This is a genomic window from Pseudarthrobacter niigatensis, from assembly GCF_030812615.1.
Classification (GTDB): Bacteria; Actinomycetota; Actinomycetes; order Actinomycetales; family Micrococcaceae; genus Arthrobacter; species Arthrobacter niigatensis.
In genome coordinates this window covers 127,130-153,301 of the sequence record NZ_JAUSTB010000006.1, presented here as the reverse complement: position 1 = coordinate 153,301, position 26,172 = coordinate 127,130, and the positions used below count along the sequence as shown (strand labels likewise).

Below are 26,172 nucleotides of genomic sequence, written 5' to 3'. Positions count from 1 at the left end.
CTTCTTACCCTGCCAATAGTTGACGGTTGATCAGCGTGGCCCGGGCGGGCCGTGCTCCTGGCATCCACCGCCCTTCCCATCAGGACCAAGGCCTGACCGCAGGAAGCGCGGTCCTCCGTGGACAACGCCGGAGCGTTGTCTGCCGGAAGGCCGGATGCGCGTAGTCAGCCGCCGCTCCCCCACACTCCTGAATGAGATGTGCCGACGCCGTCCGGACAGGGCGGTGCACCGCGGGGGTGGACCACTGGGACGGAAAGCGTTGAGGGCGCAGCAAACTGCTCCACCAAGTGTACTACAGGCGGCCCCTGCCGCCGGACACTGCGCGCTGAACGGACCGTTGTCCACATAGCCGGATTCCGCCCTGCCGCCTGCGGGCCAGGGCGGGCATTCTGGTCGCATGAAGACACCAGTCCTGCTGGCGGCAATCCTCCTGCTGCCGGCCTCCGTCGCCTCCGTGGGCACCGGCGTCCCGCTCGCACCGATCACCACCGGCGCCACGGCCCGGGCAGCGGGTCCGGGCCAGGCAGGGATGCCGACGACGGCGGCCCGGCCAGGTGCCCGGGCGTCCTGGCAGTGGCCGCTGGCTCCGCGGCCCGAGGTACTCCGCGGATTTGATCCCCCACCGAAACCGTGGCTCAGCGGACACCGGGGCGTGGATCTCGGCACTGCCGGGGCCGGCACCGAGGTCCACGCCCCGGCCGCGGGAACGGTCAGCTTCGCCGGCGTGGTGGTAGACCGGCCAGTGATCACCATCGACCATGGCGGGGGCCTGCGCAGCAGTTTCGAACCGGTGGAAAGCACGCTGCCGCAGGGCGCCGCCGTGGCTGCGGGCCAGGTGATTGGCACTGTACTGCCGGGGCACTGCCCGCCGGCGCAGTGCCTCCATTGGGGAGTCCGGGACGGTGGGGACTACGTCAATCCCCTGCAGTTCGTCCTGGACCTGCGGCCATCCATTTTGCTGCCACTCGCGGGTGGACCATGACCACTAAACGCAGGCATGGACCCGGAGCATCAGCCGATCGGGCAACTGCCCGTGGGAGCGTCCCGCCTAGACGATGGCCGAGATGCCGGTGATGGCGCGGCCCGTCACCAGGGTGTTGATCTCGGCCGTGCCCTCGTAGGAGTAGATGGCTTCGGCGTCGGCGAAGATCTTGGCCATCCCGTAGTCGGTCACGATGCCGTTTCCGCCGAGGATGCTGCGGCCCAGCGCCACGCTCTCCCGCATGCGGTCGGTGGCGAAGGCCTTGGCCAGCGCTGACTGCTCATCCTTGGCCTCCCCGGCATCCTCCAGCTGCGACAGCCGGACCATCATGCCCATGGAGCTGACGGTATTGCCCAGGATCCGGACCAGCTGGTCCTGGATGAGCTGGAAGGAGGCCAGTGGACGGCCGAACTGCCGGCGCTCCACGGCGTAGCGCCGGGCAACATCGAAGGCGGCCATCTGGAGCCCCACGGCCTGCCAGGCAACCGACAGGCGGGTGACCTTGAGTACCTTGTTGACGTCGCGGAAGCTGTTGGCATTGGCGAGCTTGAAGTGATCCGGGACCACCACGTCGTGCAGGACGATGTCGGCATTCTGGACAGTCCGGAGGGAAATCTTGTTCTCGATCTTTGTTGCGCTGTATCCGGCCAGCGTGGTGTCCACCAGGAAGCCCTTGACCTGGTTGTCCGCCACGTCGCGGGCGTACACCACCACCCAATCGGAGAAGGTAGCGTTGCCGATCCACCGCTTTGCGCCGTTAAGGATCCAGTTGCCGCCGTCCCTGCGCGCTGTGGTGCGCGTTCCGCCGGCCACGTCACTGCCTCCAAGCGGCTCGGTCAGGCCGAACGCGCCGATCTTCTTCAGTGCGTAGATGTCGGGGAGCCATTCATCTTTCTGTTCCTGGGACGCCAGCAACTCGATGGACCCGGTGAAGAGCCCGTCGTGCACCCCCAGGAAGGTGGCGATGGAGGCGTCGGCCCGGGTGGTTTCGGCGTGCAGCATGCCGGCGAAGAGGTTGGAGTACCCCTGCCGCCGGACCGGGCTGACCAGGTCCAGCCCGGCAAGCTTCGGCACCAGGTCCATGGGGAACTCTCCGCGGTTCCAGCAGTCCACGGCAATGGGCTTGACCTCGCGGTCCAGGAACTCGCGGACTTCGGCGAGCCGGTCCTGCTCCTTGCCGGAGAGAAGCTGCTCGAACGCGAAGAAGTCGCCGTCGGCGTAGGGAAGCTCGGGAAAGTCGGCTGTGGAGGTGGCCATTGTTACCTTCTTGGGTGATCAGCGCTGACCATGCCGCGGAACGGAGCACGGTATGTTACTGGTCAGTAACATACCGCAGGGTGTGGGGTTAACCAAGAAAACCGCGGCCAACAGAAATTGTCGGCCGCGGTCTATGGGTAGGGCTACTCGGACTTGAACCGAGGACCTTAGGATTATGAGTCCCGCGCTCTAACCAGCTGAGCTATAGCCCCCAAGCCCCGGGAGCAGGCGGTGGACCGCCGTGCTCCGGCAGGGCATGAACACTCTAGCAAACACGGGAAAGGGTTCAGACCACTTTGTCCTCGTAGGACGCGCCGCGGTACAGGTCCTCGAAGGTCTGCAGCGTGCCCTGGATGCTGTGGGGTTCCACCATCTGCCGGCTTGCCCGGCCCATGGCGCGCTGTTCCTCCTTGGGCAGTTCCAGGACCTGGGTGATCTTCTTGGCAAGGTCGTCGCTGTCGTTGGGCGTGAAGAGGTACCCGTTCTCGCCGTCGCGGACCAGGTGGGGCAGCGCCATGGCGTCGGCCAGGACCACGGGTGTTGACGCGGACATCGCTTCCAGGGTCACCAGCGACTGCAGCTCCGCGGTTCCGGGCATGCAGAACAGGTCGGCGCGGATATAGGCGGTCCGCAGTTCCTCGTCGCTGGCCAGGCCCAGGAATTTGACCCGCCCGGTGAGCCCGAGCCGGCGCACCAGGTCCTCCAGGGCAGACCGCACTTCGCCGCCGCCCACGATCTCCAGGTGCACGTTCAGCTCCGGCGGCGTCTTGCCGATGGCCTCGATCAGGACGTCCACGTGCTTTTCCTCGGCGAGGCGGCCGGCGAACAGGACGGTGGGGTGCGGGTGCGGCTCGATGTGCTCGCCGGGCTTCAGTTCGTAGGCGGCGGAGTCGATGCCGTTGGACAACGGCAGGACTTTGCGCAGGAACGCGTGCTCGTGCATGGCCCGGGCGGCAAGCGGGGTGGGGGTGGTGACGACGTCGGCCTGGCCCATGACCTTGCCCATGTCCTTCCAGGAGACCCGCCCGATGATGTCCTTGAACCACTGCGGGAACGGCAGGAAGGGGTTGAGGTTCTCGGGCATGAAGTGGTTGGTGGCGATAATGCGGACGCCACGTTTCACGGCCTCATACAGCACATGCTCGCCAATCATGTAGTGGCTCTGGATGTGCACAACGTCCGGGTTGACCCGGTCGAAGAGGAGGCTGATTTCCTTCTTGATTTCCCAGGGGAAGCAGAGGCGGAAGCTCTCGTGCGTGAATGCCTTGTGCGAGCGGAGCCGGTGAACCGTGGCTTCCTCGCGGAACTCGGTGAAGCTCTTTCCCTTGCTGTCGCGGGAAGCCAGGACATGGACGTTGTGGCCCCGGGCCGTCATCCCCTTGGCCAGCCGGTATCCGAACTGGGCAGCACCGTTCACGTCCGGCGGATAGGTGTCTGCGGCGATCAGGATGGTCAGGGGTCGCTGGTCGGCTGGCGTGGTCATGGGGAGTACTCCTGATGGTCACGGTGCGGACAGCGTGGAACTGACAGCACGGTTGGCCGCTGGCGCAGGGGGCGCCGGGCTTCGTGGAATTGCTGGTGACGTTGGACTGGAAGTGAACTAGTGGGTGGGCCTTCCGGAAGCCTTCCGCGCGTCCTTCTTGCGCTTGGTAACTTCCGGGTGGTGCCGGGAAAGGGCGATGACTCCAACGATAGCAAGGCAGGCCGCCGTTCCCATTGCAATGGCCATGACCGCATGGACGTCGGGCCGCAGTTCACCCAGGATGATGATGCCGATGGCAATGCCCACCATGGGGTCAACCACCGTGAGTCCGGCGATCACCAGGTCCGGCGGCCCCGTGGAGTAGGCGCTCTGCACGAACCATGACCCCAGGCCGCCGGCCGCGATGATGGCCACCACGGAATACCACTGGACGTTCAGCAGGAAGAGCCCATTCGGGTCCAAAAGGTGCTTGCCGATGATCCGGGTGAGCACCGCCACGAAACCGAACAGGATGCCGGCGCCGAGGATATAGATGAACGCGTTCATCCGGTGCCTGAACATCACGGCCAGCGTGCCGAACAGCCCCACCGCCAGGGCCAGGAGCAGCACGATGGTGAGCTCGTCTTCCGGGCTGACATGGTGGTTCTCCTGGGTCACGTTGACCGCCAGGAGGACGAACAGCGCGGACCCAGTGACGCACGCGGCGATGGAGACCGCCGTGGCACGGTTGATCGTCAGGTCCTGGTCCCTGGCGTTGACCACTGTGGTGATCACCAGGGCAATGGCACCAATGGGCTGGATCACGGTAAGCGGCGCGGAGACCAGGGCTACGGCATTCATGGCCATGCCGGTGCACAACAGCAGGAGCCCCAGCATCCACCGGGGGTTGCGCAGGAGGCGCAGGAAACCGTTCGAGCTGAGGGCCAGGCCACCGGTGTCGGCCTTGACCGCGCTCCCCTGGCGCTGGGCACCCAGGGCAAGGCAGAAGGCGCCAAGCACCGCCAGGCCGACGGCAAGCCACACCATCAGCCGTTCCCGCCGTCGTGCTGTTGTTGTTCCCGGCCCTTGCGCAGCATGGCCCAAAAGTAGTTGTACGCGGCAATCCAGTGGCCGACCAGGCCCAGGCCCAGCACCACCCAGGCGGCGGTGAGGAGGGTGGCGGACATGACGGTATCCAGGCGGGATAGGAGCAGCAGGGGCGTGCCCAGCAGCAGCAGCCCGGTCCGCACCTTGCCCACCACGCTGACCGGGAGGTCCGGGTGTCCGTGGAAGAGGGAGAGCGTCAATACCAACAGGACGGCATCGGGAACCACGAGTGCCGCCAGGTAAAGCCAATGCACGACGCCGGCAATCACCAGGGTGAAGGCCACCGCCAGCAGGGCCAGGCGGTCGGCAATGGGGTCAAGGACCCGGCCGAGCTTGGAGGCTTGGTCGAACCGGCGGGCGATGTAGCCGTCGATCCAGTCCGTCCCGGCCATGACAGCCAGGACAACCACCCCGGCCCCGTATTCCTTCTGGGCCAGCACAAGCCAGATGAAGAGCGGAACGCCCATGAACCGCACCACGGTGAGCAGGTTGGGGATGGTGGCCACGCGGTCATGGTCCACCTGGGGACGGCCGGGGCGGGCGCCTGCACCAATGAACTTCACCCGTCCCCTCTCCTTCCTGCAGCGCCGCGGCGCGGTCTTTCGGTTGTGCCTTTACAGGCGGAAACAGCGTCCGCCGGGATCTTGCGTGGCGGAACGGGACCTAGTTGGCGCGGAAGAGCCTGCGCAGGAGGACCACCAGGACCGTGCCTGCCGCGACGAAGGCGGCCAGCGGCTTCCAGCGCCTGGACAGGTCGGCGGAGCCGGATACTGCCGCGAACCGCTGCCCCGCCGATTCCATGCCGTGCCGCGCCAGCACCTGGCCCTCGCGCGCCTTGACCTGGGCGGCGGCGAGCAGGTAGCGGGCCTGGGTCTTCACATCCAGCTCCGTGCCGAGTTCGTCCCTGACCTCGGTGAGGTGGTGGCGGCGCTGGCTCAGGCGCCGCACCAGATCTGCTTCGGACGCGTGCGGGAATTCCTGCTCGTGCTGGGCGGCCTTGGCTTCCTTCTCCGCCTTTGCCTTGGCGGCTGCGTCGGCCTTGGCGGCCTTGGCAGCCTTGGCCTCGGGGCTCTCCGGGTCAAGGATGGCCGGGTTGAAGGCCGAGCCCTCGCGGGCCACCCCGATATCGTGCCTGATGCCGCGGATGGTCTCTTCCGGCATCAGCGGCATGGCCTTCTTGAACCTCGCGAGGCCAACCAGGCCGCCGATGAGGGCTATCAGCAGGAAAGCAGCGGAGACCAGCAGGGCTGCCAGCCAGGCGGGCATGATGGTGGCCAGGCCCATGATGGCCGCAACGATCAGTCCAACCACCAGGAATGCGAGGAAGAGCAGCGCGACGGCGAAGAAGGCCGCGGCCACCCCCACCTGGATTCCCTTGCGCTTGAGTTCGATCTTGGCGAAGGCGATCTCGTCATTGAGCTGGCGGGGGGCCAACCGGAAAAGGAGTCTTGCCGTCCCGGGCAGCGCAGTGATACGCAATCCCGGGCTGGTACGCCCGCTGTGACGTCCGCTCATCGGTTCCGCCTTACTGGTTCATGGGTCGATACTGCATCCGTTGGGTGTGGAATGTGCAGCCGCACAGTCCACGCCACCAAAACTACCATTCAGGTTCAGGGCGAACTTGGGGGCTTGCCGGTGGGCGCGGCCTACAACGCTGCAAAAACCGGCATGCGCGGGCCTAGGATTGTTCTCCGTGACCAATCCCCCCAATCCGGGCGACCTGCTGAGCCGCCGCCGGAAGCTCCTGTACATCCTCCTGTTGGGCGCCCTGACCGCCCTTGGTCCGTTTACCATCGACCTCTACCTGCCCGCCTTTCCGGCGCTGGAGGCAAGCCTGGGGGTGACGGAGGCCCAGGTTCAGCTCACCCTGGCCGGCACCACGGTCGGATTCGCGTTCGGGCAGCTGGTGGTTGGCCCCTTCAGCGACAAGTTCGGCCGCCGGACCCCGCTGATCCTGGCCACGGCACTGCACATCGCGGCATCGCTGGGCGCCGCAGTATCCGCGGACATCGCCACGCTGGGGATCTTCCGCGTGCTGATGGGGGTTGGCGCGGCCGGCGGCGGCGTGGTGGCCATGGCCATGGTCCGCGACCTGTTTTCCGGCTACGCCATGGTGCGCATGTTCTCCAGGATGTCCCTGGTCAACGGGCTGGCGCCCATCCTTGCCCCGGTCATCGGCTCACAGCTTCTGCTGGTGATGCCCTGGCCGGGCATCTTCGTGTTCCTGGCAGCGTACGGAACCCTCGTGGTTGTCGCCGCGCTCCTCCTGGTGCGCGAAACGCTGCCTCCGGAAAAACGCGGGCGGACCGGCATGACAGCCCGGCAACGCTACAAAGCGCTGTTCAGCGACCGGATCTTCGTGGGGCTGCTGATGGTTGCGGGATTCAACTTCGGCGGACTGTTCACCTACCTTTCGGCCTCGCCATTCCTGTTCCAGGACGTCTTCGGGTTTTCAGCCCAGCAGTACGGCCTGCTGTTTGGCATCAACTCCCTGGGCATCGTGGCCGGCGTGCAGACCAGTGCGCGGCTCATCCGGATCGTCCCGCCGCAGTGGATCCTGGCCGGCGCCACGGCGTGGATGTTCCTGATGGCCCTGTTGATCGTGGTTCTTGACCGCGCCGGCCTGGGACTGTGGGGCGTCATGGTCCCGCTGTGGTTCTACATCCTGGGCACCGGTTTCATGTTCCCCTGCGTCCAGGTGCTCGCCCTGGCCGGACACGCGGCCCAGGCGGGAACGGCAGCGTCGCTGCTGGGTGCCGCGACGTTCCTGATGGCCGGGCTCATTTCCCCGGTGGTGGGCTGGCTCGGCATCACCAGCGCCGCGCCCATGGGCGGGGTGCAGGCAGCCTGCATCCTCCTGGCGGCCGCCGCACTGTGGCTGGTGGTCCGGCCGCGCACGGTACCCTCGATCCACTGAGCCAGGCCATCATCAGGGGCGCGTGCCAGCCCCTTTGCCTCCAATCGAAAGGCAGCCCGTGAGCCGCAAACCGCACCGTAACGGACGGGGACTGTTCCTCGGGGCGGTGCTCGGCGCCGTCGTCGGCTACTTCGCCGGCCGTCTCCTGGGAAACCCGGGCTGGGGCATCATCCTGGGGACGCTGGCAGGCGCCGCGCTCCTGTACCGGGTCAACCCGGGCTCCCGCCGGCGCCGCTGAATTCCCGGCACTGATTGTTATGGCCGGTCCGGTGCGGCATTCCCTGCCGTCCGGGTCCCTCCCGCGATAAAATGATGCCGTGCCCAACTGGCAGAACCAACCGCCACTTCCGGCCACATGGCAACGGTGCGACGCCCGGATCCTGCCACTGTGGTGGGAGCGGCTGTGTGCGCAGGCAGGCCAGCAGTCGGCGGCCCTGTACGCTGCGGGACTGTTCACCGAAGACCGGCGCCGGCCCATCGCCCAATGGTTCAATCCCGCCTTCAACGCGGCCTTGCTGGTGGCGCCGGAAACCTCCCCTGAATGGCCGGTGCAGCGCTTCGGAATCTTCTACGCTCCCCCGGACGCCGGCTTCGTGAGGATCCACTCCGCGCCGCACGAATGGAACCCCCGCGAGCCCCGGAAGTCGCCGACCGAGAAGGAAGCCTTCCAGGCGGCCATCGCCGAGGCCGAAAGGTTCCTGCAGGTGGAAATGGACTTCGTCTGATCACTGCGGCACCGCATAAGAAAATCCCCGCTCCTCCAACCGGAGGAACGGGGATTTTTCGTTGCGCTCCTCCTGCTGGACTTGAACCAGCAACCCTTCGATTAACAGTCGAATGCTCTGCCAATTGAGCTAAGGAGGAATGAAGCAGGTATGACATTAGCAAAGGATTCCGGCACAGGGAAATCGGCAGTTCCCCAGGCCCAGCCTGCCTTGCGGGGAAACAAAAATCCCCGTTCCGGAAGCCGGAACGGGGATTGGAAGCTCCTCCTGCTGGACTTGAACCAGCAACCCTTCGATTAACAGTCGAATGCTCTGCCAATTGAGCTAAGGAGGAATGAAGCGGGTACCAGCCTAGCAAACACCCGGCGGGGAAACGAAATCGGACTGCCGTGACCTGGCCCACCCCGGGTCCGCGGCCCGGGCCACCCCTACGCCTCGGCCCGCAGGGCCCGGCGTTCCATTTCCAGCATCATCAGTTCCCGGTTGAGCCGCTGGTAGGTTTCCGGCTCCGCCGCCGCGTCAAGGCGCTGCAACTGGCCCATTTTGTCAGCCTTGATCCGGGTGATCTGCAGTTCGAACAGCCGGGACAGAATGTCGCGGCAGTATTTCAGGACCGCTTCCTCAGTATGGGCCGGCAGGGGCACCACGGCGAGTTCCGACACCAGCGGCCGGAGGGGCTCTGGAACCTCGTGCATCACGTGTTCCACCCAGCGCACCGGATCAACGGTCAGGCCGGGACCCGTGGCACGCATGGCGTGGTGGACGGCCTGGAAGGCAGGGATGGCGAACCGGGCAGCGGCAAAGCGGTCCCACACCCCGCCCGCCAGCAGCGCAGGCTGCTGCAGCGCCACCTCCAGCGCCTGCCGCTCCATGGAGGCCACGGGATCGCGGGGGTCCGGCCGGTGGAAGGACGGGACAACGCCCGACGACGGCCCGGCAGCTACGCCCGGCGCCCCGGGCTGGGCGGGAGCCGGGCGGGAGGGACCGCCTGCCTGCGGCTGGCCCGGAACCGGGGACCGTCCCGGGTCGCCACGCTTTCCGGCGTTCTTCACTTCTGCGTTGACCATGCGCAGGACCTCGTTGGGGTCCGGCATGCCCAGCCAGCCGGTCAACGCCTGGCAGTAACCCGTCCGGGTGGAGGCATCCCGGATGGCGGCCACCACCGGCACGGAAGCCTTGAGGCCCTGCACGCGGCCCTCAACGGTATCGAGGTTGAACTGCTTCAAGGTGCTGCGGATGGCGAATTCGAACAGCGGCCGGCGGGACTGGATCAGGGCGTGCACCGCGTCATCCCCGCGGCTGAGGCGCAGGTCGCAGGGATCGGCGCCTGTGGGTTCCACGGCCACGTAGGTCTGGGCGGTGAAGCGCTGGTCCTCTTCGAAGGCCCGCAGGGCGGCCTTCTGCCCGGCGGCGTCGCCGTCGAAGGTGAACACCACTTCTCCCCCGGTGCCGTCGTCGGACAAAAGCCGGCGGGCGATCTTGATGTGTTCGGTGCCGAACGCCGTGCCGCAGGTGGCCACCGCCGTCGTGATCCCGGCGAGGTGGCACGCCATGACGTCCGTGTAGCCCTCCACCACCACCAACTGCCGGTCCTTGGCAATGCTGCGTTTGGCGAGGTCGATGCCGTAGAGGACCTGTGACTTCTTGTAGAGGGTGGTCTCCGGGGTGTTGAGGTACTTGGGGCCTTGGTCGTCCTCATACAGCTTGCGCGCGCCGAAGCCGATGGTGTCGCCGGCCATGTCCTTGATGGGCCAGATGAGGCGGCCGCGGAAACGGTCGTAGATGCCCCGGTTTCCTTCGCTGAACATGCCGGTCAGCTTGAGCTCGGCGTCGGTGAAGCCGCGGCCGCGGAGGTGCTTCAGCAGCGCATCCCACCCTTGGGGTGCGTAACCGCAGCCAAAGTGTTCCGCGGCGGCCCGGTCGAAGCCGCGGCCAAACAGGAAGTTGCGGGCCGTGGCGGCGCCGGGGGTGAGCATTTGGGCCCGGAAGAATTCGTCCGCGATCTTATGTGCGTCCAGCAGCCGCTGGCGCCGGCCCACTTCCTCACGGTTGGGGCCGGTGCCGCCGTCCTCGTAGCGCAACTCGTAGCCGATCCGGGATGCAAGCTTCTCCACGGCTTCCTGGAAGGAGCTGTGGTCCTGCTTCTGGACGAAGGCGATGACGTCGCCGTCCTCGCCGCAGCCGAAGCAGTGGTAGCGGCCTACCTGGGGACGGACGGTGAAGGACGGCGAGCGCTCGTCGTGGAAGGGGCACAGGCCCTTGAAGGTTCCCAGCCCCGCACCCTTGAGCGTGACGTAGCCGTCAACCACTTCCTTGATGTCCGTGCGCTGGCGTACTTCGTCGATATCTTCACGTTTAATCAGCCCAGCCACACAGCAATCTTAGTGTCACCGCCCGGCTTCACGTCCCCGGCGCCCGCTTCTGTGGTTCCGGAGCCTTTCCCTCCAGCAGGCTCAGCGCCAGCTTGGGGCACAGGATGACGGCCTCCTGCGCGGCTTCCCGGTCGGCATCACGCAGCGGAACATCTGTCCGGTCCCGGCCCACCTTCCCCCGTGCCACCGGGTACCCCCAGTCATCCCGGTCCAGTACGCCGGGAAGCAGTTCGACACACAGGCCGCGGCCGTCGCAGCTGGTCCAGTCGATGTGCAGGTGGGTTTTCATGCCGCTGCTCCTCCCGGGCCCGTGCAGTAGCCGGAAAGGTGGGCGCGGAAGTCGCCGGCGAAGACCTCCAGGGCGCTGCCGACCAGGCCGGCGGTCCCCTCCGGGTGCCGGCACGCGCCACGTCCCGAAACCAGCTTCCCCAGCCGGTCAAGCTCGGAAGCAAGCCGGTGATTGGTTTCCCCGCCGGCGATCCGGTTCAGGATGGACGCCATGGCCGGCAGCCCGAACATGCAGGGTCCGCATTGCCGGGCGGATTGGTCGGCCAGGTAGCCCACGATCCTGGCAGTGGCCTGGATGCCGCACGCCTGCAGGTCCAGGGCATGGATCACGCCTGCTCCCGGCCGGACGGTCCGGCCGGGCAGCCCCGCTGGAGAGAGCGCGTGCGCGGCGGGCCGCACCCACCGCCCGTGATAGCCACCCACCAGGACGGCGGACAGGGCGGCAGGATCCATCCCGGCCTCCTGCAGGACCGCCGAAAGTTGTGCACCGCCGGGCACTTCCAGCACGACGTCCGGTACCGGGGCAGGGCCGGAAACGGACACGAGCCGGGTGCCGGGGTCAGCCGGTGTCCCCGCCTGGCGGAACCACGGCGCTCCGTAACGGGCAATCAGGGCAACCTGGGCAAGGGTTTCGACGTTGACCACCAGCGTGGGCCGGCCGTTGAGGCCGGATTCGCTGAGGCGGGGCCGCTGGTCCGTGGGGATGGCGCTGCCGTTGGCAATCATGTTGACGACGGCGCTCGACTCACCGGAGATGAAGGTTTCGGGAGCCTGGACCATGCGGATCCGCTTGCCCCGGGGACGTTCGCCGACGGCCTGTTCCACGCGGGGAAGACTGGCCGCCGGCGCGTACATGTACATGCTTGCGCCGCCCAGTGCCTCGGCCAGGGCAACGAGCCCGTCGATGACCAGGTGGGGTGCATGGGCCAGGAGGGTCCGGTCCTTGAAGCTCAGGGGTTCGCCTTCTGCACCGTTCGCAATCACCACCGGCCTGGCCGCGAACATGCCTTTCCTTCCGGACCCTGCAGCGGCACTGGCTTTGCGCCAGGTTTCGAACGCGGCGCCGCCCCGCCCGGTGAGCCCGGCTGCGGCGAGCGTGTCCAGCAGCCCGGGTCCGGCAGCCTGCGCTTCCCAGGGCCCAAACGCCTCAAGATGCTGTGACCAGCCTGCGCCTGGGCCTGCGGCCAGGAGCCGCGGCTGCTGCCGCAGGCTGTCCTGTTCCGCGTGGAGCGGCACCGGCTGGTGGGTGTCATGGGGGTGGGTCACAGGACGCGTCCTTGCCTGGCATGGGAGGTTTCGAGGAAGGAAGGGCTCAGGCGCCACAGCAGGGCCGCCGCTACGGCGACCGCTGACGCGACGGCCAGCAGGAGGAACCATCCGCTGGAGACGTCGGTGCCGTTGCCGAGGGCGTGCGCCATGGCGACCGGCCAGACGCCGTAGCTGAGCCAGTGCACGGCCTTGAAGCTACGCTGCCCGATCCGGTGCCGCAGCAGGCCCGTCACCACCACCGCGAGGACGAGGTCCAGGGCCACCGTCCCCAGTCCCTGCCAAAACGGCTGGTACGAGCCCAGGAACGGGACGACGACGTCCACCGGGTTCAGCTTGGCAAACGAGTCCAGGAGCAGGGATCCCACGTGCAGCCCCAGGAACACCGTGGCGAGCAGCGCTATGTTCCGGTGCAGGAGGCTGATGGAGAACCGGGGCAGCACCAGCAGCGGGCGGCCGGACCTGTTGAGGATCCCCAGCAGCACGGACACGGTGAATAGTGCCAGGGACACGAAGCCGCTGACCCGCCCGAACGCCCACATTGCTTCATCCACGGCGGCCACCCCCGGCATGGGAGCTTCCGCCGGCGGCCAGGGAAGGGCTGCCGTTGTCGGCAGGCCAGTCCCCGGTGGTGACCACCCTGCCCCGGCTGTCCACCAGGCGGGCAGCTATGCCTTCGGCCCGGAACCAGTCCACGGCAGCGAAGCCGCGGACGACTGCCGCCGTGCTGAACGCGTTCGCTTCCAGGCAGGTGGGGGCGGCAACGGTCACCGACCGCCAGACCGGCTCGGCCGGCAGGCCAAAACGGGGGTCAAGGATGTGGTGCACCTCGGTCCCCTGGTGCTTCCAGCGGCGCTTTTGCGTACTGGATGTGGCCAGGGCAAAGCCCGGGGCCAGGGAGACCTGCTGGCAGGGGTCGGCAGGAAGGTCCTGCACCATGACCTGCCACTGGCCGGGCCCGCTGTCCTCCCGCGGCCCCGGGCCTGCGCTGGCCAGGTCGCCGCCCAGGTTGATGAGCACCCCGCAACCCAGTGCCTGGTGCACGGCGGCAGCGGCGAGGTCGGCTGCGACTGCCTTCGCTGTTGCTCCCAGGTCCAGCCGGAGGCCGGCCGGGAGGGTCAGGGTCGAGGCGTCGAGGTTCAGGCGGGTCCAGCCGGGTGCCCGCGGTACCGAAGGCCGCCGGGGAGGTGCGGGCTGCAGCGGCACCGGGATGCTGGTGAGCCCGGGCCTCTGCCATTCCGGGCCATGGCCCAAGGCGGCCAGCTCAGCTCCGAGGGTGGGGTCCACATCGCCGCCGGTGAGCCGGGCCGCCTCCAGTGCGCGCTCGAGCAGAAGCCGGAACAGGGGGCTGACGCCTACGCCCTGCGACATCCGGGACTGGACCATCATCAGTTCGGAGTCTTCCCGGAAGCGGCTGCAGGCGAGGTCGATTGCCGCTACAACGCCGCGGACGGCCTCTTCGGCGGCGGCGAGCAGTTCTGGATCGGTGACGGTGACCGATGCCTCAAGTTCCCAGACAGTCCAGCTGGCCCGTGCTGTGTTGTCCGGCGACGCAGTGTTGCTCGCATGCGAAGGTTGTTCGGCGGTCCAGGTGCCGGCTGCGCCGGGAGCGGCCCTGCCGGAGCCTGCCATGTCAGGACCCCGATGACCGGCCATGGACGGTACTGCCTTTTCCCGGCTGGACCGGCGTGGTGCTGCCGGAACTGCCGTAGGTTTTCGAGCGGCGTGAGGTGTTGTTCTTGGTGGTCCCGCGGTTATCGTCGTCAGATTTGGGCGTGCTTGACTGTGTGGTGCTGGTGTCGGTGGCGGGAGTGGTCCTGGCGATCACGGAGGGCGTTGCGGCGTAGACGGCGGATGCCGCGACCCCGGCGGCGGCGAAGCTGCCAACGCCCACGGCCGCGGTGATCCCGGTGGCAAGGCGCTTGCCCCTGCTGCGAGTACTCATGACCAGCTCCCGTTCCTAGCGGCCTGTCTTTCCTCCCATGGTGCGCCTCCTTCCTGTGAAGATGCTTTAAGGAAGCTGTTGATCGCAGGGACGTCCGGCCGCACCAGGGCTGGTCACCAGAGCGAGGGCAGGCTTCCCACCAGGCGCTCGTACATGGCCAGCGCGGAGCCGTCCGTCAGGGACGCCACCTGGTCGATGACGACGCGCAGGCGCGCGCCGTCGTCGTCCGCCGCCCGCCAGTCTGCCGCGAACATCGGCTCCAGGTGCCGGTCCCCCGTAGCGCTGAGGGCGGTGACCAGGGCGTGGAGCACTTCCCGCTGCCGCTCGTAGATGGGCTGCCGGTGCTCGGTGGTCATCACGAACGTGGTGGCCAGGCCCTTCATCACCGCGATTTCCATGACGGTTTCGTCGGGAACCATGAGTTCGGCGTTATAGCGCGTCAGGTTTTCCGGCCCGTAGACGGCACGGGTGGTTTCCAGGGCGCTCTGGCAGAACCGGCCAATCAGCTGGCTGGTCATGTTCTTCAACGCCGCCATCGATTTACGGCTGCCATCGGCCTCCCGCACCCAGACATCCGTGGCCTCCAGCCGGGCCAGTGCGGCATCGATGGCCGCGGGGTCGTTGTGCGGCAGGTACCACTGCTTGGCGTAGCCCACCACGCGGGCGCGGTGGTCCGGGTTGTCCATCCAGCGAAGCTGGAAGTGGCCGGCAACAATCGCGTCCTCCACGTCGTGCACCGAGTATGAGATGTCGTCCGCGAGGTCCATGACTTGGGCTTCCAGGCAGCTCCGGCGTTCCGGGGCGCCTTCGCGGAGCCAGGTGAAGATGGGGAGGTCGTCCTCGTAGGCTCCGAACTTGCTGGTCCGCTGGCCATGGATCACCGGCGCTTCCAGGGCTGACCAGGGGTATTTCGACGCCGCGTCAAGGCTTGCGCGGGTGAGGTTCAGGCCCGCGGGCCGGCCGTCAGCCGTGAGCACCTTGGGCTCGAGCCGGGTGAGCAGGCGGAGGGTCTGGGCGTTGCCCTCGAAGCCGCCGATGGCATGTGCCACCTCGTTCAACGCCGACTCGCCGTTGTGGCCGAAGGGCGGGTGGCCCAGGTCGTGGCTGAGGCAGGCCGTGTCCACCACGTCCGGGTCGCAGCCCAGGGCCCGGCCCAGTTCGCGGCCCACCTGCGCCACTTCCAGGCTGTGCGTAAGGCGGGTGCGCACGAAGTCGTCCGTGTCCGGGGCCACCACCTGGGTTTTCGCGCCCAGCCGGCGCAGCGCGGACGAATGCAGCACCCTTGCCCTGTCCCGTTCGAAGTCTGAGCGGTACGTGTTCTTGGGCGGCTCCTCCACCCAGCGGGCGGAATCGTGCGTGTCGTAACCGGGCAGCGCCAGGGCCGCGGTGGGGGTTCCCGCGGGCCGGTGCCCGGCAACCGAAGCTTCAGCCACCGGAAACGTCCAGTTCTGCTGCCGCAATGTCCTTGGACTGGTCCTCGTTGAGTGCCCGGGAGTCCAGCCAGTCCTTGGGCAGGGCCGGCCTTTTCGGGGAGCCGGCGCGGCCGCGGGGGCCTTCGGCGTCCACCCCGGGGTAGGGCGAGTCCAGGTCCAGTTCGGCCAGTGTGTCCCGGAGTACCTCCAGGCTGGTCACCAGGGCAAGCCGCGTGCGCAGTTCCCCGCCCACCACGTAGCCCTTGAAGTACCAGGCAATGTGCTTGCGGATCTCACGCAGCGCCTTACCTTCGTCGCCGAAGGTTTCCACCATGAGCTCGGCGTGGCGGTACACGCCTTCGGCCACCTGGCGCAGGTTGGGCCGGTGCCGGACGTCGCTGCCTTCGAACGCGGCCTGCAGGTCACCGAAGAGCCACGGCCGGCCCTGGCAGCCGCGGCCCACCACCACGCCGTCCACGCCGGTTTCGCGGACCATCCGGACGGCGTCCTCGGCGGACCAGATATCGCCGTTGCCCAGCACCGGAATGTCGGGCAGCGCCTCGCGGAGCCGGGCGATGGCGGACCAGTCGGCCTTGCCGGAATAGAACTGGGCGGCCGTCCGGCCGTGGAGTGCGACGGCGGCGACACCGGAGTCACGGGCGATGCGGCCGGCGTCGAGGTACGTCGGGTGGTCATCGTCGATGCCCTTGCGCATTTTGATGGTCAGCGGAACGTTGCCCTTGGAGGCTTCCTTGACGGCGGTCTGCACGATCGAGGTGAAGAGATCGATCTTCCAGGGCAGTGCCGAGCCGCCGCCGCGCCGGGTTACCTTGGGGACAGGGCAGCCGAAGTTTAGGTCGATGTGGTCGGCCCGGTCTTCCTCCACGAGCATCCGCACGGCAGCGCCGACCGTGCCGGGGTCCACGCCGTAGAGCTGGACGGAGCGCACTTTCTCGTCGTCGTCGTGCGAAATGATGCGGAGGGATTCGGGGGTCCGCTCCACCAGCGCACGGGAGGTGACCATCTCCGCCACGTACATGCCGCCGCCGTATTCACGGCAGAGCCTGCGGAAGGCGGAGTTGGTGATGCCGGCCATGGGGGCGAGGATCACCGGGGTGTCCACCGTGATGGGTCCCAGCTTCAGGGGCGGGAGTTCCAGCTTGGGGGCGGGAGGAGTTGCAGCAACAGTCACCTGTCCATTGTTGCAAAGCCGGGCAAATCGGTGCTTCCGGCCAGTGCCAAAGTACCTGACCCCCCGTTCCGGCCGGCTGTTAGCGTGGCGCGGGGACGGACCACCAGCCAGGACGCTTCAAGGAGACTTACCCATGCTGTCAGAGACCTCATATCCCGTCATCCAGGCCACCCTTCCCGTGGTGGGCGAACACATCCAGGAAATCGCGTCCCGTTTCTACAAGCACATGTTCGGCGAACACCCCGAGCTGCTCAACGGCCTGTTCAACCGCGGCAACCAGGCAGATGGCCGGCAGCAACAGGCGCTGGCCGGTTCGGTTGCCGCTTTCGCCGGCTTCCTGGTCAACGACCCCACCCACCTGCCGGACCATCTGCTGTCCCGCATTTCGCACAAGCACGTCTCCCTGGGCCTGAGTCCTGAGCAATACCAGGTGGTCCACGACAACCTGATGTGGGCCATCGTGGATGTCCTGGGCGACGCCGTGACACCCGAGGTGGCCGCGGCCTGGGACGAGGTCTACTGGCTCATGGCCAACATGCTCATCAACAAGGAACGCGGGCTCTACGACGCCGTCCGGCTCAGCCCGGAAACTGTGTGGCGCACATGGCGGGTGGCCGAAAAGATCCAGGAAACCGATGACGTTGTCAGTTTCGTGGTGGAGCGGACCGACGAGCGCGAAGTCAAGCCATCGCTGCCGGGACAGTACGTCACCCTCCGGATGCAGATGCCCGACGGCGTCCTGCAGCCCCGCCAGTACAGCCTGACCCAGGCAGACGACGGCCAGCACCGGCGCTTCGCCGTCAAGCGGGTACGCGCGGAGGGGGCGCCGGACGGCGAAATGTCCAACCTCCTGAACGACCACGTCAACGTTGGCGACGAGGTCACCCTCTCCGCCCCCTTCGGCGACGTCGTCCTGGAATACACGGACCGGCCCCTGGTGCTGGCGAGCGCGGGAATCGGCATCACGCCCATGGCCGGCATGCTGTCCCACCTGGTCAAGTCCGGCTCCCAGCGGAAGGTCCTGTTCCTGCATGCGGCCGACTCCCCGGCCTCCTTTGCCCTGCGGAACCAGGTGACGGCCGACCTTGCGGCGCTGGCGGACGCCTCCCTCACGTCGTGGTTCCTGGAGCCGGACGGTGAAGGCTCCTCCGCGGACAGCGACGCCGGTACGGTGCACCCGGGTTTCATGAACGTCAAGGACATCTCGTTGCCGTCCGACGCCGAGTATTACCTTTGCGGTCCCGTGCCCTTCATGCAGGCCGTACGGTCCGCCCTGGTGGGGGCAGGTGTCCGGGCGAAGGACATCCAGTACGAAGTCTTCGGACCGGACCTCTGGCTGGCCGACTACCAGTAGCCGCCTCCAGCGAACGCCGGTCCAGCCCCTGGTCCGCAGGTCAGCCGCGGTCCGCCCGCCGGCCCCGGCGGGTGGCGGGTACTTCCGGAGGCACCGGCGCGTCGGTGTGCACGGCGGCGGGTTCGACGGCGGCGCGCCGGCTGCGTTCCTCAAGCACGGCCGCGGCGAGCGCCCCGGTGTCCGCGACGTCGTCCGCGTGGCTGTGCCCGTCGTCGTGCTTTCCGTCCCCTGGCCCGGCGACGGGCGGATGGACTCCGCCTGCCGGGACGGGACCCGGCACCGGAACCCCGGTGGCCTTCACCACCAGCACGGCGATCAGCGTGGTGACCGGAATGGCCAGGACCAGCCCGATGGAACCCACCAGCGTCCGGATCACCTCCTCGGAGAGTTCGGCGCTGGTGAGCGTGTCCAGCAGGGGCCGGTCGTAGAGCATGACGATGATCAGGATGGGCAGCGCGGCGCCCGCGTAGGCGAACGCAATGGTGTACACCGGGGATGCGATGTGGTCGCGGCCGATCCTCATGGCGGAAGTGAACAGCTTCCGGGCGCTGCTGGCCGGTGCAAGCTCGTAAAGCTCCCACACGGCTGAGGACTGGGTGATGGTGACATCGTTGAGGACGCCCAGGCCGGAAATGATTAGCCCGCAGAGGATCACGCCGGAGATGGAGATGTTGGACGACGTGTTCACCAGGGTGGCGGCGTCGTGGCTCCCGACGCCGGCCAGGTTGGCCGCATCCGTAGCCCACGCTGCGAGCAGGGCGGTGATTGCCAGTCCAAAGACCGTGCCCAGGAGCGCCGTGGACGTGCGCGCGGAGAACCCGTGGGCGAAGTACAGCACCCCGATCATGATCACGGTGGATCCCACCAGGGCCAACAACAGCGGCGGTTTCCCCTCCACCAGGCCCGGGAGCAGGAAGTTCGCGAGCACGAAGTATGCCCCCACCAGCCCGATCAGGGCCCGGAGTCCGCGCCACCTGGCGACGGCGATGACCACCACGGCGTACAGCACGGCGAGCAGGATGATGGGAAGGGTCCGGACGAAGTCCACGAAGATGTACGCCGGCGATCCCTGCGATCCGCCGGCGCCCTGGGCGTTGGACAGGTTCAGGTAGCGGATCTGGTCCCCGGGCTTGACCCCGTGCGATGAGGCCACATCCGGGTTGATGACCACTTTGACCGGGCTGCCGCCCTTGTCGGGCTCGGTGTAGGCGAACGTGCAGTCCGAGCCTTTGCCCGGTGGCTGCTGCGCGCCTTGCTGGCCTCCCCCTTGCTGGCCGGGCGCCTGTTGGGCCGGCCCTTGCTGGGCACTCCCCTGCATGCAGTTCCCGGTCACCACGCTCTGGATGGTGCCGGTATCGAAGGTGACGCCGGGGGCGGTGGAGTACGGGTTGGCGAGCGAAACCCCTTCCTTGCTGCCGGATGGCCATAGCGCCGCCATCCCGGCCAGGGTCAGCAGTGCCAGCGGAATGAGCACGGCGGCCAGGATCCGGTTCGCCTTGCTGCGGGCAGCCATCGCCTGGGGCGTCGGCTCCGAATGATCCAAGGAAGCGTGGGAGTGACCGGCGCCCATCAGCAGTACAACCTCATGGTTGAACTCTACGTGCGGCGCCATAGGGTTTATAAATGGACCATCGGATGGGGAGGAACCTGGCATGGACAACCGTGGTGGGCATGGGGGCGGCAGAAACGGAGCACCCGACAAGGGCGGTGTACAGGCTGGGCAGGTGCCGCGCGTTTCCGCCCATCGGCCGGTCCTGAGCGTCCTTGAAGCATCCGGCAACACCCGGGGCGTGGTCCTGGTCCTGCATGGCGGCAAGGCCCACAGCCGGGACCCGGTGGAGGCCCGGCACCTTAGCCCGGCCAGGATGGTCCCTTTCGCCAGGGACCTGCACCGTGCCGGCCGGAAGCATGGGCTGGCGGTGTGGTCCCTGCGCAACAGCGTCCGCGGCTGGAACGGCTCCGACATGTCCCCGCTCCAGGATGCCCGCTGGGCGCTGCAGCAGATTGCGGACCGCCACCCGGGCGTTCCCGTGTTCCTGCTGGGCCACTCCATGGGCGGGCTGACCGCCATGTGCGCGGCAGACCACCCACAGGTGGAGGCCGTGGTGGCACTGGCACCATGGCTGAGCCCCGAAACCCCTGCCTACCGGGTCGCCAGCCGGAAGGTGCTGATCATCCATGGCACCACCGACCATATGACCAGCCCCTCGCAGTCGCTGGCCTTTGCCCGCCGGGCGTCCGCGGACGCGGCGAGCATGCAGTACGTCTCGCTCAAGGGCGTGGGGCACTTCATGCTCCGGAAAGTCCGCGTGTGGCACACCCTGGCCACCGGGTTTGTCATCAAATCCTTCGCCGAAAGCACGGGCGCCGGCGTCCAGCCGTCCCGTGCGTTCGTGGAGCTGCTGCCCGAGTCCGCCGTACACGTCACCCTGTAGGGACCGGTCCCGTGACGTGGCGTCCCCCGCCCAACGACCGCTTCTACCGGCTGATCGTCCGCACGGGGCAGTTCCTCCGCTGGGCCCTCCAGCTGGACCTCCGAGCCACGGGCGTGGAGCACCTGCCCCCTCCCGGGCCGCGGACGGGGCCATCCCGGCAGCCGGTCCGCGGGAAAGGGGCCGTTTTCGCCGTGACACACTTCGGCTATGTGGATTTTGCCGTGCTGGAACTGCTCCTGTGGCGCCATGCACACGCCCAGTTGCGGTTCCTGGTTCACCAGGGCGCAGCGGACCACTGGCTGGCCGGCCCGGCCATCAGCGCCAGCGGCCACCTGGTGGTGGGATATACGGGCCGCGCAGACGCTTACGCGGCTGCCGTTGCCAGGCTGCGGGAAGGCGAATACCTGGCTGTTTTCCCCGAGGCGGGGGTCAGCAGGAGCTTCACGGTCCGCGAATGCCGCACGGGTGCTGTCCGGATGGCGGCGGAGGCGGGGGTTCCGGTCATCCCGGTATCCATCTGGGGCGCCCACCGCATCCTGACCCGGGGGCACGGCTTTTCCTTCCGCCGCAGCTGGCGGGCGCCGGTCCGGGTCCACGTGGACGCGCCGGTGGTGCTTCCGGCCGGCGTTGACGTTGAGGCGGCAACGGAAGCTTTGCGCGGCACCCTGCAGGCGGGGATCGACCGCTGCATCGCCGGCTTTCCGCTCCGGCCGGGGCCTGGAGCCTGGTGGATGCCGGCGCGGCTGGGTGGTGGTGCGCCCACGGATGCCGAGCGGCAACTGCTGGACGCTGCCGACGCCGCCGCGGGCCGCCGTCGGGCTCCCCGCACCAGGTAGCATCGCAGCCCAAGCAGGTAGCGCCAGGTACCGTTTTGACGGCTCAAAACGGCACCTGGCGCTACCCAGCTGGGAAGCGGAGCGCGCTTAGTCGGAGACCACCAGGGTCTCGGCGCCGGCCAGGCGGGCCTTGCCGCCTGCCAGGAGGGGTTCGACGGCGGCGCGCAGCGCGGCCATCGAGTCGTCCAGTTCCAGCATGACGGGGTGCTGGTAGGCGATCAGCGCAAGCATGTCCCGGACGGCCTCGGCCGCGTCATCGGCGGCAAGCGAGGGCTCGTGCCCCACGAAAACGTCCGTGGGAGTGTCCGGTCCCGTGCCCACTTCCGTTTGCGGTGCGTCGTCAGGGCCGGCAGGGGCGGCGTAGCTGACGGCGAACGCCCGGATGCGGCCCTTCTTGCTGGGTGCCACGCCCTGGCCGAACGCCGATTCCGGCTGGGCCCGGACCACGATGGCGCCGTGGGCTCCGGTGAGCTCATCCAGGAAGAGCTTCTGCACCTGGCCCACGGACAGAACACCAGGTGAGTCCCAGCCGTGGATGGAGGTGTAGTACCGGCCCACCACGTCCGTCAGCTCCACCGAGCCGGTAGCCAGGTCCATGACGATGTCGGAACCGGCGTTTTCACCATCGATGGGGCGGCCGCCGTGGTCCTTGTCCGGGAAGACGGGCAGCCGGAGGGCTCCGGGCTCCACGATAACCAGCCGGGAGCGCTGGATGGGTGCCAGCCCGGCCGCTTTGGCGAATGCGGCCCCGGGCGTGCCCGGTTCCACTTTGGCGCGGAGCTTGGTAACGCCCGACGGCGCGTGTCCGGCTTCGCGGCGCAGCATGGCCAGGAGGGTGGCTCCGATGCCGTTGCGGCGGTGGTCCCTGGCGACTTCAATGTAGGCCCAGAGGCGTTCCGGGTGCAGGGACGCTTCATAGACGACGCCGGCCGCGACCGGGATGCCGACGCCGTCAACGACGTCCTCGGCGACGATGCAGCGCCGCCACGGCGTGCCGTTCCCACCGTTGGAGGATACGGCCAGGGCGCCACGGAACTGGCGGGCCTGGGCAGTCTCGGGACCGCCCCAGATTTCCAGCAGCGCGAGGTCGTCGCCATCCCGCCATTCACGATATTCGATGGCCACGCTCAGGCGCCGATCAGCCGTGCCGCCAGGTAGCCTTCCACCTTGTCCAGGGAGACGCGCTCCTGGCTCATGGTGTCCCGCTCGCGGATGGTGACGGCCTGGTCCTCGAGGGTGTCGAAGTCCACCGTGATGCAGAACGGGGTGCCGATCTCGTCCTGGCGGCGGTAGCGGCGGCCGATTGCGCCGGCGTCGTCGAAGTCGATGTTCCAGTTCTTCCGCAGCTGCGCGCCCAGGGCCTTGGCCTTCGGGGACAGGTCCTCGTTGCGGCTCAGCGGCAGCACGGCGGCCTTGACGGGGGCCAGGCGCGGGTCCAACTTCAGGACCGTGCGCACGTCCACGCCGCCCTTGGCGTTGGGGGCCTCGTCCTCGGTGTAGGCGTCCACCAGAAACGCCATGAAGGACCGGGTCAGGCCGGCCGCGGGCTCGATCACGTAGGGGGTGTAGCGCTCGTTGGTGGCCTGGTTGAAGTAGCTCAGGTCCGTGCCGGAGGCCTTGGCGTGGGTGGAGAGGTCAAAGTCGGTGCGGTTGGCGATGCCTTCCAGCTCACCCCACTCGGAACCCTGGAAGCCGAACCGGTACTCGATGTCCGTGGTGCCCTTGGAGTAGTGGCTGAGCTTCTCTTTGGGGTGCTCGAAGAAGCGCAGGTTCTCCTCGCGGATGCCCAGGCCCGTGTACCAGGCCATGCGCTCCTTCATCCAGTACTGGTGCCACTCTTCGTCCGTGCCGGGCTCGACGAAGAATTCCATTTCCATCTGCTCGAACTCGCGGGTGCGGAAGATGAAGTTTCCGGGCGTGATCTCGTTGCGGAAGGACTTGCCGATCTGGCCGATGCCGAACGGCGGCTTCTTCCGCGAGGTGGTGAGCACGTTGTTGAAGTTCACGAAGATGCCCTGCGCGGTTTCGGGCCGCAGGTAGTGCAGGCCTTCCTCGCTGGCCACCGGTCCCAGGTAGGTCTTGAGCAGGCCGGAGAACTCCTGCGGCTCGGTCCACTGGCCCCGGGTGCCGCAGTTGGCGCAGGCGATGTCCTTCAGGCCGTTCTCGGCGGGGCGGCCCTTCTTTTCCTCGTATTCTTCCTCGAGGTGGTCAGCGCGGTAGCGCTTGTGGCAGGAGAGGCACTCCACCAGCGGATCGGAGAAGACTTCCACGTGGCCGGATGCTTCCCATACCTGGCGGGGCAGGATCACCGAGGAGTCCAGGCCCACCACGTCCTCGCGGCCGCGGACCATGGACTGCCACCACTGGCGCTTGATGTTTTCCTTCAGCTCAGCGCCCAAGGGGCCGTAGTCCCAGGCAGAGCGCGAACCTCCGTAGATCTCACCGGCCTGGAACACGAAGCCCCTCCGTTTGGAAAGGGAAATGACCTGGTCGAGGACGGATTTTGCTGCCATGGGGTAACTCCAATTTCTACAGGGCCGCTGGGTGCGGTCCGCGGGTTGTCAGGCCCCCGGCTGCCATGTGCCTGCGGCACAGCGGCAACGGGTCGGGGCGGATGAAGGAAGATCAGGGGAAAGCTTGTGTCCTAGCGTACCGGCCGCTGCCTGCGAAGCGCGCCCCGGGGCCAGGGCAGGGTGGCCAGGATGATCGCGCCGAGCGTGAGCAGCGTTCCCAGGACGGTGGCCGGCGCGACGACGGTTCCCGGGGCGGGCAGGGCAAGGTCCAGGGCCAGCGAGCCAAGCAATTGGCCCGCGATCATTCCCAGGCCGGTGACCAGTACGCCCAGGCTGCGGACCAGCAGGGCGCCCAGCCCAATGAAGATGCAGCCCATGGGGCCGCCCAGGTAGTACCACCACTCCCCCGGCAGCGGGTTGCCGGGGCCGGCAACGGCGAGCTTCACGGCGAACGCGGCCCACAGCACGATGCAGCCGGCCACGAAGTTCACCAGGGTGGCGGCAATGGGAGTGCCGTAGTGGAGCGTGGCGGTACCGTTCATGGCCTGCTGGAAGCTCATGAGGAATCCCGCCGCCACAGGCAGTATGAGGGGAAGCAGCAACCCGGCCGCCCCGTCCCCGGAACCGCCGCCGCTGAACCTCGGCGAAACCGCCCAGGCCACGGCGGCGATGGTCAGGACGCAGCCGACGATCCGGATGGCGGTGACCGACTTCTTTCCGGCGGGCCCTATGCCCAGCCGGTCCACCACGAGGCCGCTGACGGTCTGCCCGGTGACAGTGGCCACGGTGAACAGCGCCACGCCGAGGATGCCGACGGTGAAGGACTGGGCAAAGACGAACAGGGCTCCAATGGCGCCGGCCACCACATAGATGCGGGGAAACGCGCGGCTGCGGACGGCCGGGATGATGGCCGCCAGGCCGGCCCGGCCCCGTGGCAACACCAGGGAAATGAGGATCATGACCAGCAGGCCTGTGCTGAAACTCACGGCCGCGGCGGCAATTCCGTCATTCAGGCGCGCCCCCAGGGCGCCGTTGATGCGGCCCTGGACGGGGATGGCCAGGCCTGAACCTACGGCCAGGGGCAGGCCCGCCAGTGCCGGCAGGCGGGAAGGGGAGGTCATTGAATCCACCTTAGTTCAGGCATTATTGCTCTATGAGCAACCCCATTGAGGACGTCCCCATCCGCGACACCATGATCCGGCTCGGCCAGCTGCTGAAGTTGGCCAATCTCGTCGAGGACGGGGTGGAGGCGGCGGAGCTCATCAAAAACGGGCTGGTCAAGGTCAACGGCGAGATCGATGACCGCCGGGGCCGGCAGCTGCACAACGGGGACACTGTCGCCGTCAATGGCCAGACCATACGGGTCGTGGCACCCACGGCGGACTAAGCGCCCGGCGGCCCGCCGCCGTCGTCCGTTCTACTTGTTCAGCACCTCATGCGTGAGGAACTCCCCCACGTGCCCAATCTCCTGCTGGTTGATGCCGTGCCACATGCCCGTGTAGAGGACCTTGGTGAGCTTGACGTGCCTGCGCACCCAGCCCATCGTGAACTCGATCTTGTCCTGGGTGATCACGGGGTCCTGCTGGTCCCGTCCCCAGAACATGGGCACGGTGCCGTCCAGTTCGTCGTCCCTGAAGCTGGGGTCTCCGGCGGCGTCCACTACGAACCCTGAGAGTCCGACGACGGCGGCGAAGTCCGTGGGCCGCTGGCGCAGGAGCGTGGTGGCCATGGCCATGCCCATGGAGAAACCCAGCAGGGTGACGGACGGGTGCCCGGCGCGGATACTGTCGATCCACTCCAGCACATACGCGGACGCCTTCTTGACCCGTTCCAGCGAGTACTCGATCGAGGCCGTCAGCGGGAACCAGGTGAAGCCGGGGCCCATGGCGATGGGCGCCCGCAGCGACGCGACGGCGAAGTCCCCGGGCAGCATGTCGGCCAGGCTGAGCAGGTCCTGCTCATTGGCTCCGTAGCCGTGGAGGAGCACCAGCAGTGGCTTACCGGCGCGCTGGTCTTCCGGATGGGACCACAGGACAACGGGGGCAGGAAATACTTCGGCGTCAGTCATGGTTTCCATTCTTACAGTTACCCGAAAGTAACAACCTACGT

Annotated in this window: 26 protein-coding genes and 3 tRNA genes; 8 read left to right on the top strand and 21 right to left on the bottom strand. The window is 67.7% G+C overall.

Annotated features, from left to right (window positions below; all coding sequences use genetic code 11):
• Window positions 1-397: 397 nt before the first annotated feature.
• Window positions 398-982 (top strand): M23 family metallopeptidase, encoded by a 585-nt coding sequence (locus J2T23_RS11095; RefSeq protein ID WP_141181136.1) that lies wholly within the window; start codon window positions 398-400, stop codon window positions 980-982.
• A 66-nt stretch (window positions 983-1,048) separates the two neighbouring features.
• Here J2T23_RS11095 and J2T23_RS11090 read toward each other — a convergent pair whose 3' ends face one another.
• The 6 genes from J2T23_RS11090 to J2T23_RS11065 form a co-directional block, all read right to left on the bottom strand.
• A complete protein-coding gene (locus J2T23_RS11090) occupies window positions 1,049-2,239 on the bottom strand; it encodes an acyl-CoA dehydrogenase family protein (RefSeq protein WP_307359929.1) in 1,191 nt (396 codons plus the stop codon).
• Between the two features lie 138 nt (window positions 2,240-2,377).
• Window positions 2,378-2,451, bottom strand: a tRNA-Ile gene (locus J2T23_RS11085).
• Between the two features lie 74 nt (window positions 2,452-2,525).
• The gene (locus J2T23_RS11080) at window positions 2,526-3,722 is read right to left on the bottom strand and encodes a glycosyltransferase (RefSeq protein WP_307359927.1); all 1,197 of its coding nucleotides are present in this window, start codon (window positions 3,720-3,722) and stop codon (window positions 2,526-2,528) included.
• Window positions 3,723-3,839: 117 nt separating this feature from the next.
• Window positions 3,840-4,748 (bottom strand): DMT family transporter, encoded by a 909-nt coding sequence (locus tag J2T23_RS11075; protein ID WP_141161033.1) that lies wholly within the window; start codon window positions 4,746-4,748, stop codon window positions 3,840-3,842.
• Entirely contained in the window at window positions 4,748-5,371 is a 624-nt protein-coding gene (locus J2T23_RS11070) for a CDP-alcohol phosphatidyltransferase family protein (protein ID WP_141181134.1), read from the bottom strand. Before J2T23_RS11070 ends, J2T23_RS11075 begins: the two co-directional genes overlap by 1 nt.
• A 100-nt stretch (window positions 5,372-5,471) precedes the next feature.
• Window positions 5,472-6,323, bottom strand: coding sequence for a phage holin family protein (locus J2T23_RS11065; protein ID WP_141181133.1), 852 nt, complete (start codon window positions 6,321-6,323; stop codon window positions 5,472-5,474).
• A gap of 178 nt (window positions 6,324-6,501) precedes the next feature.
• Between J2T23_RS11065 and J2T23_RS11060 the strand changes: the two genes are divergently transcribed.
• The 3 genes from J2T23_RS11060 (at window position 6,502) to J2T23_RS11050 (ending at window position 8,450) form a co-directional block, all read left to right on the top strand.
• Entirely contained in the window at window positions 6,502-7,725 is a 1,224-nt protein-coding gene (locus tag J2T23_RS11060) for a multidrug effflux MFS transporter (RefSeq protein ID WP_307359923.1), read from the top strand.
• Window positions 7,726-7,783: 58 nt separating this feature from the next.
• Window positions 7,784-7,963, top strand: coding sequence for a glycine zipper 2TM domain-containing protein (locus tag J2T23_RS11055; RefSeq protein WP_141161037.1), 180 nt, complete (start codon window positions 7,784-7,786; stop codon window positions 7,961-7,963).
• A 79-nt stretch (window positions 7,964-8,042) separates the two neighbouring features.
• Window positions 8,043-8,450 (top strand): hypothetical protein, encoded by a 408-nt coding sequence (locus J2T23_RS11050; RefSeq protein WP_141161038.1) that lies wholly within the window; start codon window positions 8,043-8,045, stop codon window positions 8,448-8,450.
• A gap of 66 nt (window positions 8,451-8,516) precedes the next feature.
• On the opposite strand, the gene J2T23_RS11045 is transcribed toward J2T23_RS11050, so the two are convergent.
• The 10 genes from J2T23_RS11045 to dusB all read right to left on the bottom strand — a co-directional run bounded on the left by J2T23_RS11045 (window position 8,517) and on the right by dusB (window position 16,925).
• Window positions 8,517-8,589: transfer RNA gene (locus J2T23_RS11045), tRNA-Asn, on the bottom strand.
• 122 nt (window positions 8,590-8,711) lie between these two features.
• Window positions 8,712-8,784: transfer RNA gene (locus J2T23_RS11040), tRNA-Asn, on the bottom strand.
• A gap of 94 nt (window positions 8,785-8,878) precedes the next feature.
• Entirely contained in the window at window positions 8,879-10,822 is a 1,944-nt protein-coding gene (dnaG, locus tag J2T23_RS11035; RefSeq protein WP_307359920.1) for a DNA primase, read from the bottom strand.
• Between the two features lie 28 nt (window positions 10,823-10,850).
• Entirely contained in the window at window positions 10,851-11,111 is a 261-nt protein-coding gene (locus tag J2T23_RS11030) for a ferredoxin (protein ID WP_141161040.1), read from the bottom strand.
• Entirely contained in the window at window positions 11,108-12,376 is a 1,269-nt protein-coding gene (locus J2T23_RS11025; RefSeq protein ID WP_307359916.1) for an NADH-ubiquinone oxidoreductase-F iron-sulfur binding region domain-containing protein, read from the bottom strand. The genes J2T23_RS11030 and J2T23_RS11025 overlap by 4 nt, the downstream gene beginning before the upstream one ends.
• The gene (locus J2T23_RS11020) at window positions 12,373-12,930 is read right to left on the bottom strand and encodes a ferric reductase-like transmembrane domain-containing protein (protein WP_246839737.1); all 558 of its coding nucleotides are present in this window, start codon (window positions 12,928-12,930) and stop codon (window positions 12,373-12,375) included. Before J2T23_RS11020 ends, J2T23_RS11025 begins: the two co-directional genes overlap by 4 nt.
• Window positions 12,923-14,008 carry an FAD:protein FMN transferase gene (locus J2T23_RS11015; RefSeq protein ID WP_141161042.1) on the bottom strand — a complete coding sequence of 362 codons (1,086 nt, stop codon included), beginning with the start codon at window positions 14,006-14,008 and terminating at the stop codon, window positions 12,923-12,925. The genes J2T23_RS11020 and J2T23_RS11015 overlap by 8 nt, the downstream gene beginning before the upstream one ends.
• 1 nt (window position 14,009) lies before the next feature.
• Window positions 14,010-14,321, bottom strand: coding sequence for a hypothetical protein (locus J2T23_RS11010; RefSeq protein WP_141161043.1), 312 nt, complete (start codon window positions 14,319-14,321; stop codon window positions 14,010-14,012).
• A 113-nt stretch (window positions 14,322-14,434) separates the two neighbouring features.
• Complete coding sequence (locus J2T23_RS11005) at window positions 14,435-15,754, bottom strand: deoxyguanosinetriphosphate triphosphohydrolase (RefSeq protein WP_370871401.1); 1,320 nt, start codon at window positions 15,752-15,754, stop codon at window positions 14,435-14,437.
• A complete protein-coding gene (dusB, locus tag J2T23_RS11000) occupies window positions 15,747-16,925 on the bottom strand; it encodes a tRNA dihydrouridine synthase DusB (RefSeq protein ID WP_307359910.1) in 1,179 nt (392 codons plus the stop codon). Before dusB ends, J2T23_RS11005 begins: the two co-directional genes overlap by 8 nt.
• A gap of 133 nt (window positions 16,926-17,058) precedes the next feature.
• On the opposite strand from dusB, the gene J2T23_RS10995 reads away from it, so the two are divergent.
• Entirely contained in the window at window positions 17,059-18,279 is a 1,221-nt protein-coding gene (locus J2T23_RS10995) for a globin domain-containing protein (RefSeq protein ID WP_307359907.1), read from the top strand.
• 40 nt (window positions 18,280-18,319) lie between these two features.
• On the opposite strand, the gene J2T23_RS10990 is transcribed toward J2T23_RS10995, so the two are convergent.
• The gene (locus tag J2T23_RS10990) at window positions 18,320-19,792 is read right to left on the bottom strand and encodes a YibE/F family protein (RefSeq protein WP_307360136.1); all 1,473 of its coding nucleotides are present in this window, start codon (window positions 19,790-19,792) and stop codon (window positions 18,320-18,322) included.
• 139 nt (window positions 19,793-19,931) lie between these two features.
• Here J2T23_RS10990 and J2T23_RS10985 point away from each other — a divergent pair, with 139 nt between their 5' ends.
• Both J2T23_RS10985 and J2T23_RS10980 read left to right on the top strand, forming a co-directional pair.
• Window positions 19,932-20,714, top strand: a complete 783-nt coding sequence (locus J2T23_RS10985) for an alpha/beta hydrolase (protein WP_307359904.1) — start codon at window positions 19,932-19,934, stop codon at window positions 20,712-20,714.
• Between the two features lie 11 nt (window positions 20,715-20,725).
• Window positions 20,726-21,550 (top strand): lysophospholipid acyltransferase family protein, encoded by an 825-nt coding sequence (locus tag J2T23_RS10980; RefSeq protein WP_307359901.1) that lies wholly within the window; start codon window positions 20,726-20,728, stop codon window positions 21,548-21,550.
• An 87-nt stretch (window positions 21,551-21,637) separates the two neighbouring features.
• On the opposite strand, the gene J2T23_RS10975 is transcribed toward J2T23_RS10980, so the two are convergent.
• From J2T23_RS10975 to J2T23_RS10965, 3 genes are all read right to left on the bottom strand, one after another.
• Window positions 21,638-22,675 (bottom strand): GNAT family N-acetyltransferase, encoded by a 1,038-nt coding sequence (locus tag J2T23_RS10975; RefSeq protein WP_307359898.1) that lies wholly within the window; start codon window positions 22,673-22,675, stop codon window positions 21,638-21,640.
• Between the two features lie 2 nt (window positions 22,676-22,677).
• Window positions 22,678-24,063 (bottom strand): glycine--tRNA ligase, encoded by a 1,386-nt coding sequence (locus tag J2T23_RS10970; RefSeq protein ID WP_141161050.1) that lies wholly within the window; start codon window positions 24,061-24,063, stop codon window positions 22,678-22,680.
• A gap of 131 nt (window positions 24,064-24,194) precedes the next feature.
• Entirely contained in the window at window positions 24,195-25,184 is a 990-nt protein-coding gene (locus J2T23_RS10965; protein ID WP_141161051.1) for a DMT family transporter, read from the bottom strand.
• A gap of 32 nt (window positions 25,185-25,216) precedes the next feature.
• Here J2T23_RS10965 and J2T23_RS10960 point away from each other — a divergent pair, with 32 nt between their 5' ends.
• A complete protein-coding gene (locus J2T23_RS10960) occupies window positions 25,217-25,450 on the top strand; it encodes an RNA-binding S4 domain-containing protein (protein WP_307359895.1) in 234 nt (77 codons plus the stop codon).
• 30 nt (window positions 25,451-25,480) lie between these two features.
• Here the strand turns inward: J2T23_RS10960 and J2T23_RS10955 are convergent, their stop codons facing one another.
• A complete protein-coding gene (locus tag J2T23_RS10955; protein WP_307359893.1) occupies window positions 25,481-26,131 on the bottom strand; it encodes an alpha/beta hydrolase in 651 nt (216 codons plus the stop codon).
• Window positions 26,132-26,172 lie beyond the last annotated feature (41 nt).

What these genes read in the sequence shown, in the direction of transcription:
- J2T23_RS11095 (WP_141181136.1), top strand. Translation starts at nt 398, where the DNA reads ATGAAGACACCAGTCCTGCTGGCGGCAATCCTCCTGCTGCCGGCCTCC.
- J2T23_RS11090 (WP_307359929.1), bottom strand. Translation starts at nt 2,239, where the DNA reads ATGGCCACCTCCACAGCCGACTTTCCCGAGCTTCCCTACGCCGACGGC.
- J2T23_RS11080 (WP_307359927.1), bottom strand. Translation starts at nt 3,722, where the DNA reads ATGACCACGCCAGCCGACCAGCGACCCCTGACCATCCTGATCGCCGCA.
- J2T23_RS11075 (WP_141161033.1), bottom strand. Translation starts at nt 4,748, where the DNA reads ATGGTGTGGCTTGCCGTCGGCCTGGCGGTGCTTGGCGCCTTCTGCCTT.
- J2T23_RS11065 (WP_141181133.1), bottom strand. Translation starts at nt 6,323, where the DNA reads ATGAGCGGACGTCACAGCGGGCGTACCAGCCCGGGATTGCGTATCACT.
- J2T23_RS11030 (WP_141161040.1), bottom strand. Translation starts at nt 11,111, where the DNA reads ATGAAAACCCACCTGCACATCGACTGGACCAGCTGCGACGGCCGCGGC.
- J2T23_RS11015 (WP_141161042.1), bottom strand. Translation starts at nt 14,008, where the DNA reads ATGGCAGGCTCCGGCAGGGCCGCTCCCGGCGCAGCCGGCACCTGGACC.
- J2T23_RS11010 (WP_141161043.1), bottom strand. Translation starts at nt 14,321, where the DNA reads ATGAGTACTCGCAGCAGGGGCAAGCGCCTTGCCACCGGGATCACCGCG.
- J2T23_RS10995 (WP_307359907.1), top strand. Translation starts at nt 17,059, where the DNA reads ATGCTGTCAGAGACCTCATATCCCGTCATCCAGGCCACCCTTCCCGTG.
- J2T23_RS10990 (WP_307360136.1), bottom strand. Translation starts at nt 19,792, where the DNA reads ATGGCTGCCCGCAGCAAGGCGAACCGGATCCTGGCCGCCGTGCTCATT.
- J2T23_RS10985 (WP_307359904.1), top strand. Translation starts at nt 19,932, where the DNA reads ATGGACAACCGTGGTGGGCATGGGGGCGGCAGAAACGGAGCACCCGAC.
- J2T23_RS10970 (WP_141161050.1), bottom strand. Translation starts at nt 24,063, where the DNA reads ATGGCAGCAAAATCCGTCCTCGACCAGGTCATTTCCCTTTCCAAACGG.
- J2T23_RS10965 (WP_141161051.1), bottom strand. Translation starts at nt 25,184, where the DNA reads ATGACCTCCCCTTCCCGCCTGCCGGCACTGGCGGGCCTGCCCCTGGCC.
- J2T23_RS10960 (WP_307359895.1), top strand. Translation starts at nt 25,217, where the DNA reads ATGAGCAACCCCATTGAGGACGTCCCCATCCGCGACACCATGATCCGG.
- J2T23_RS10955 (WP_307359893.1), bottom strand. Translation starts at nt 26,131, where the DNA reads ATGACTGACGCCGAAGTATTTCCTGCCCCCGTTGTCCTGTGGTCCCAT.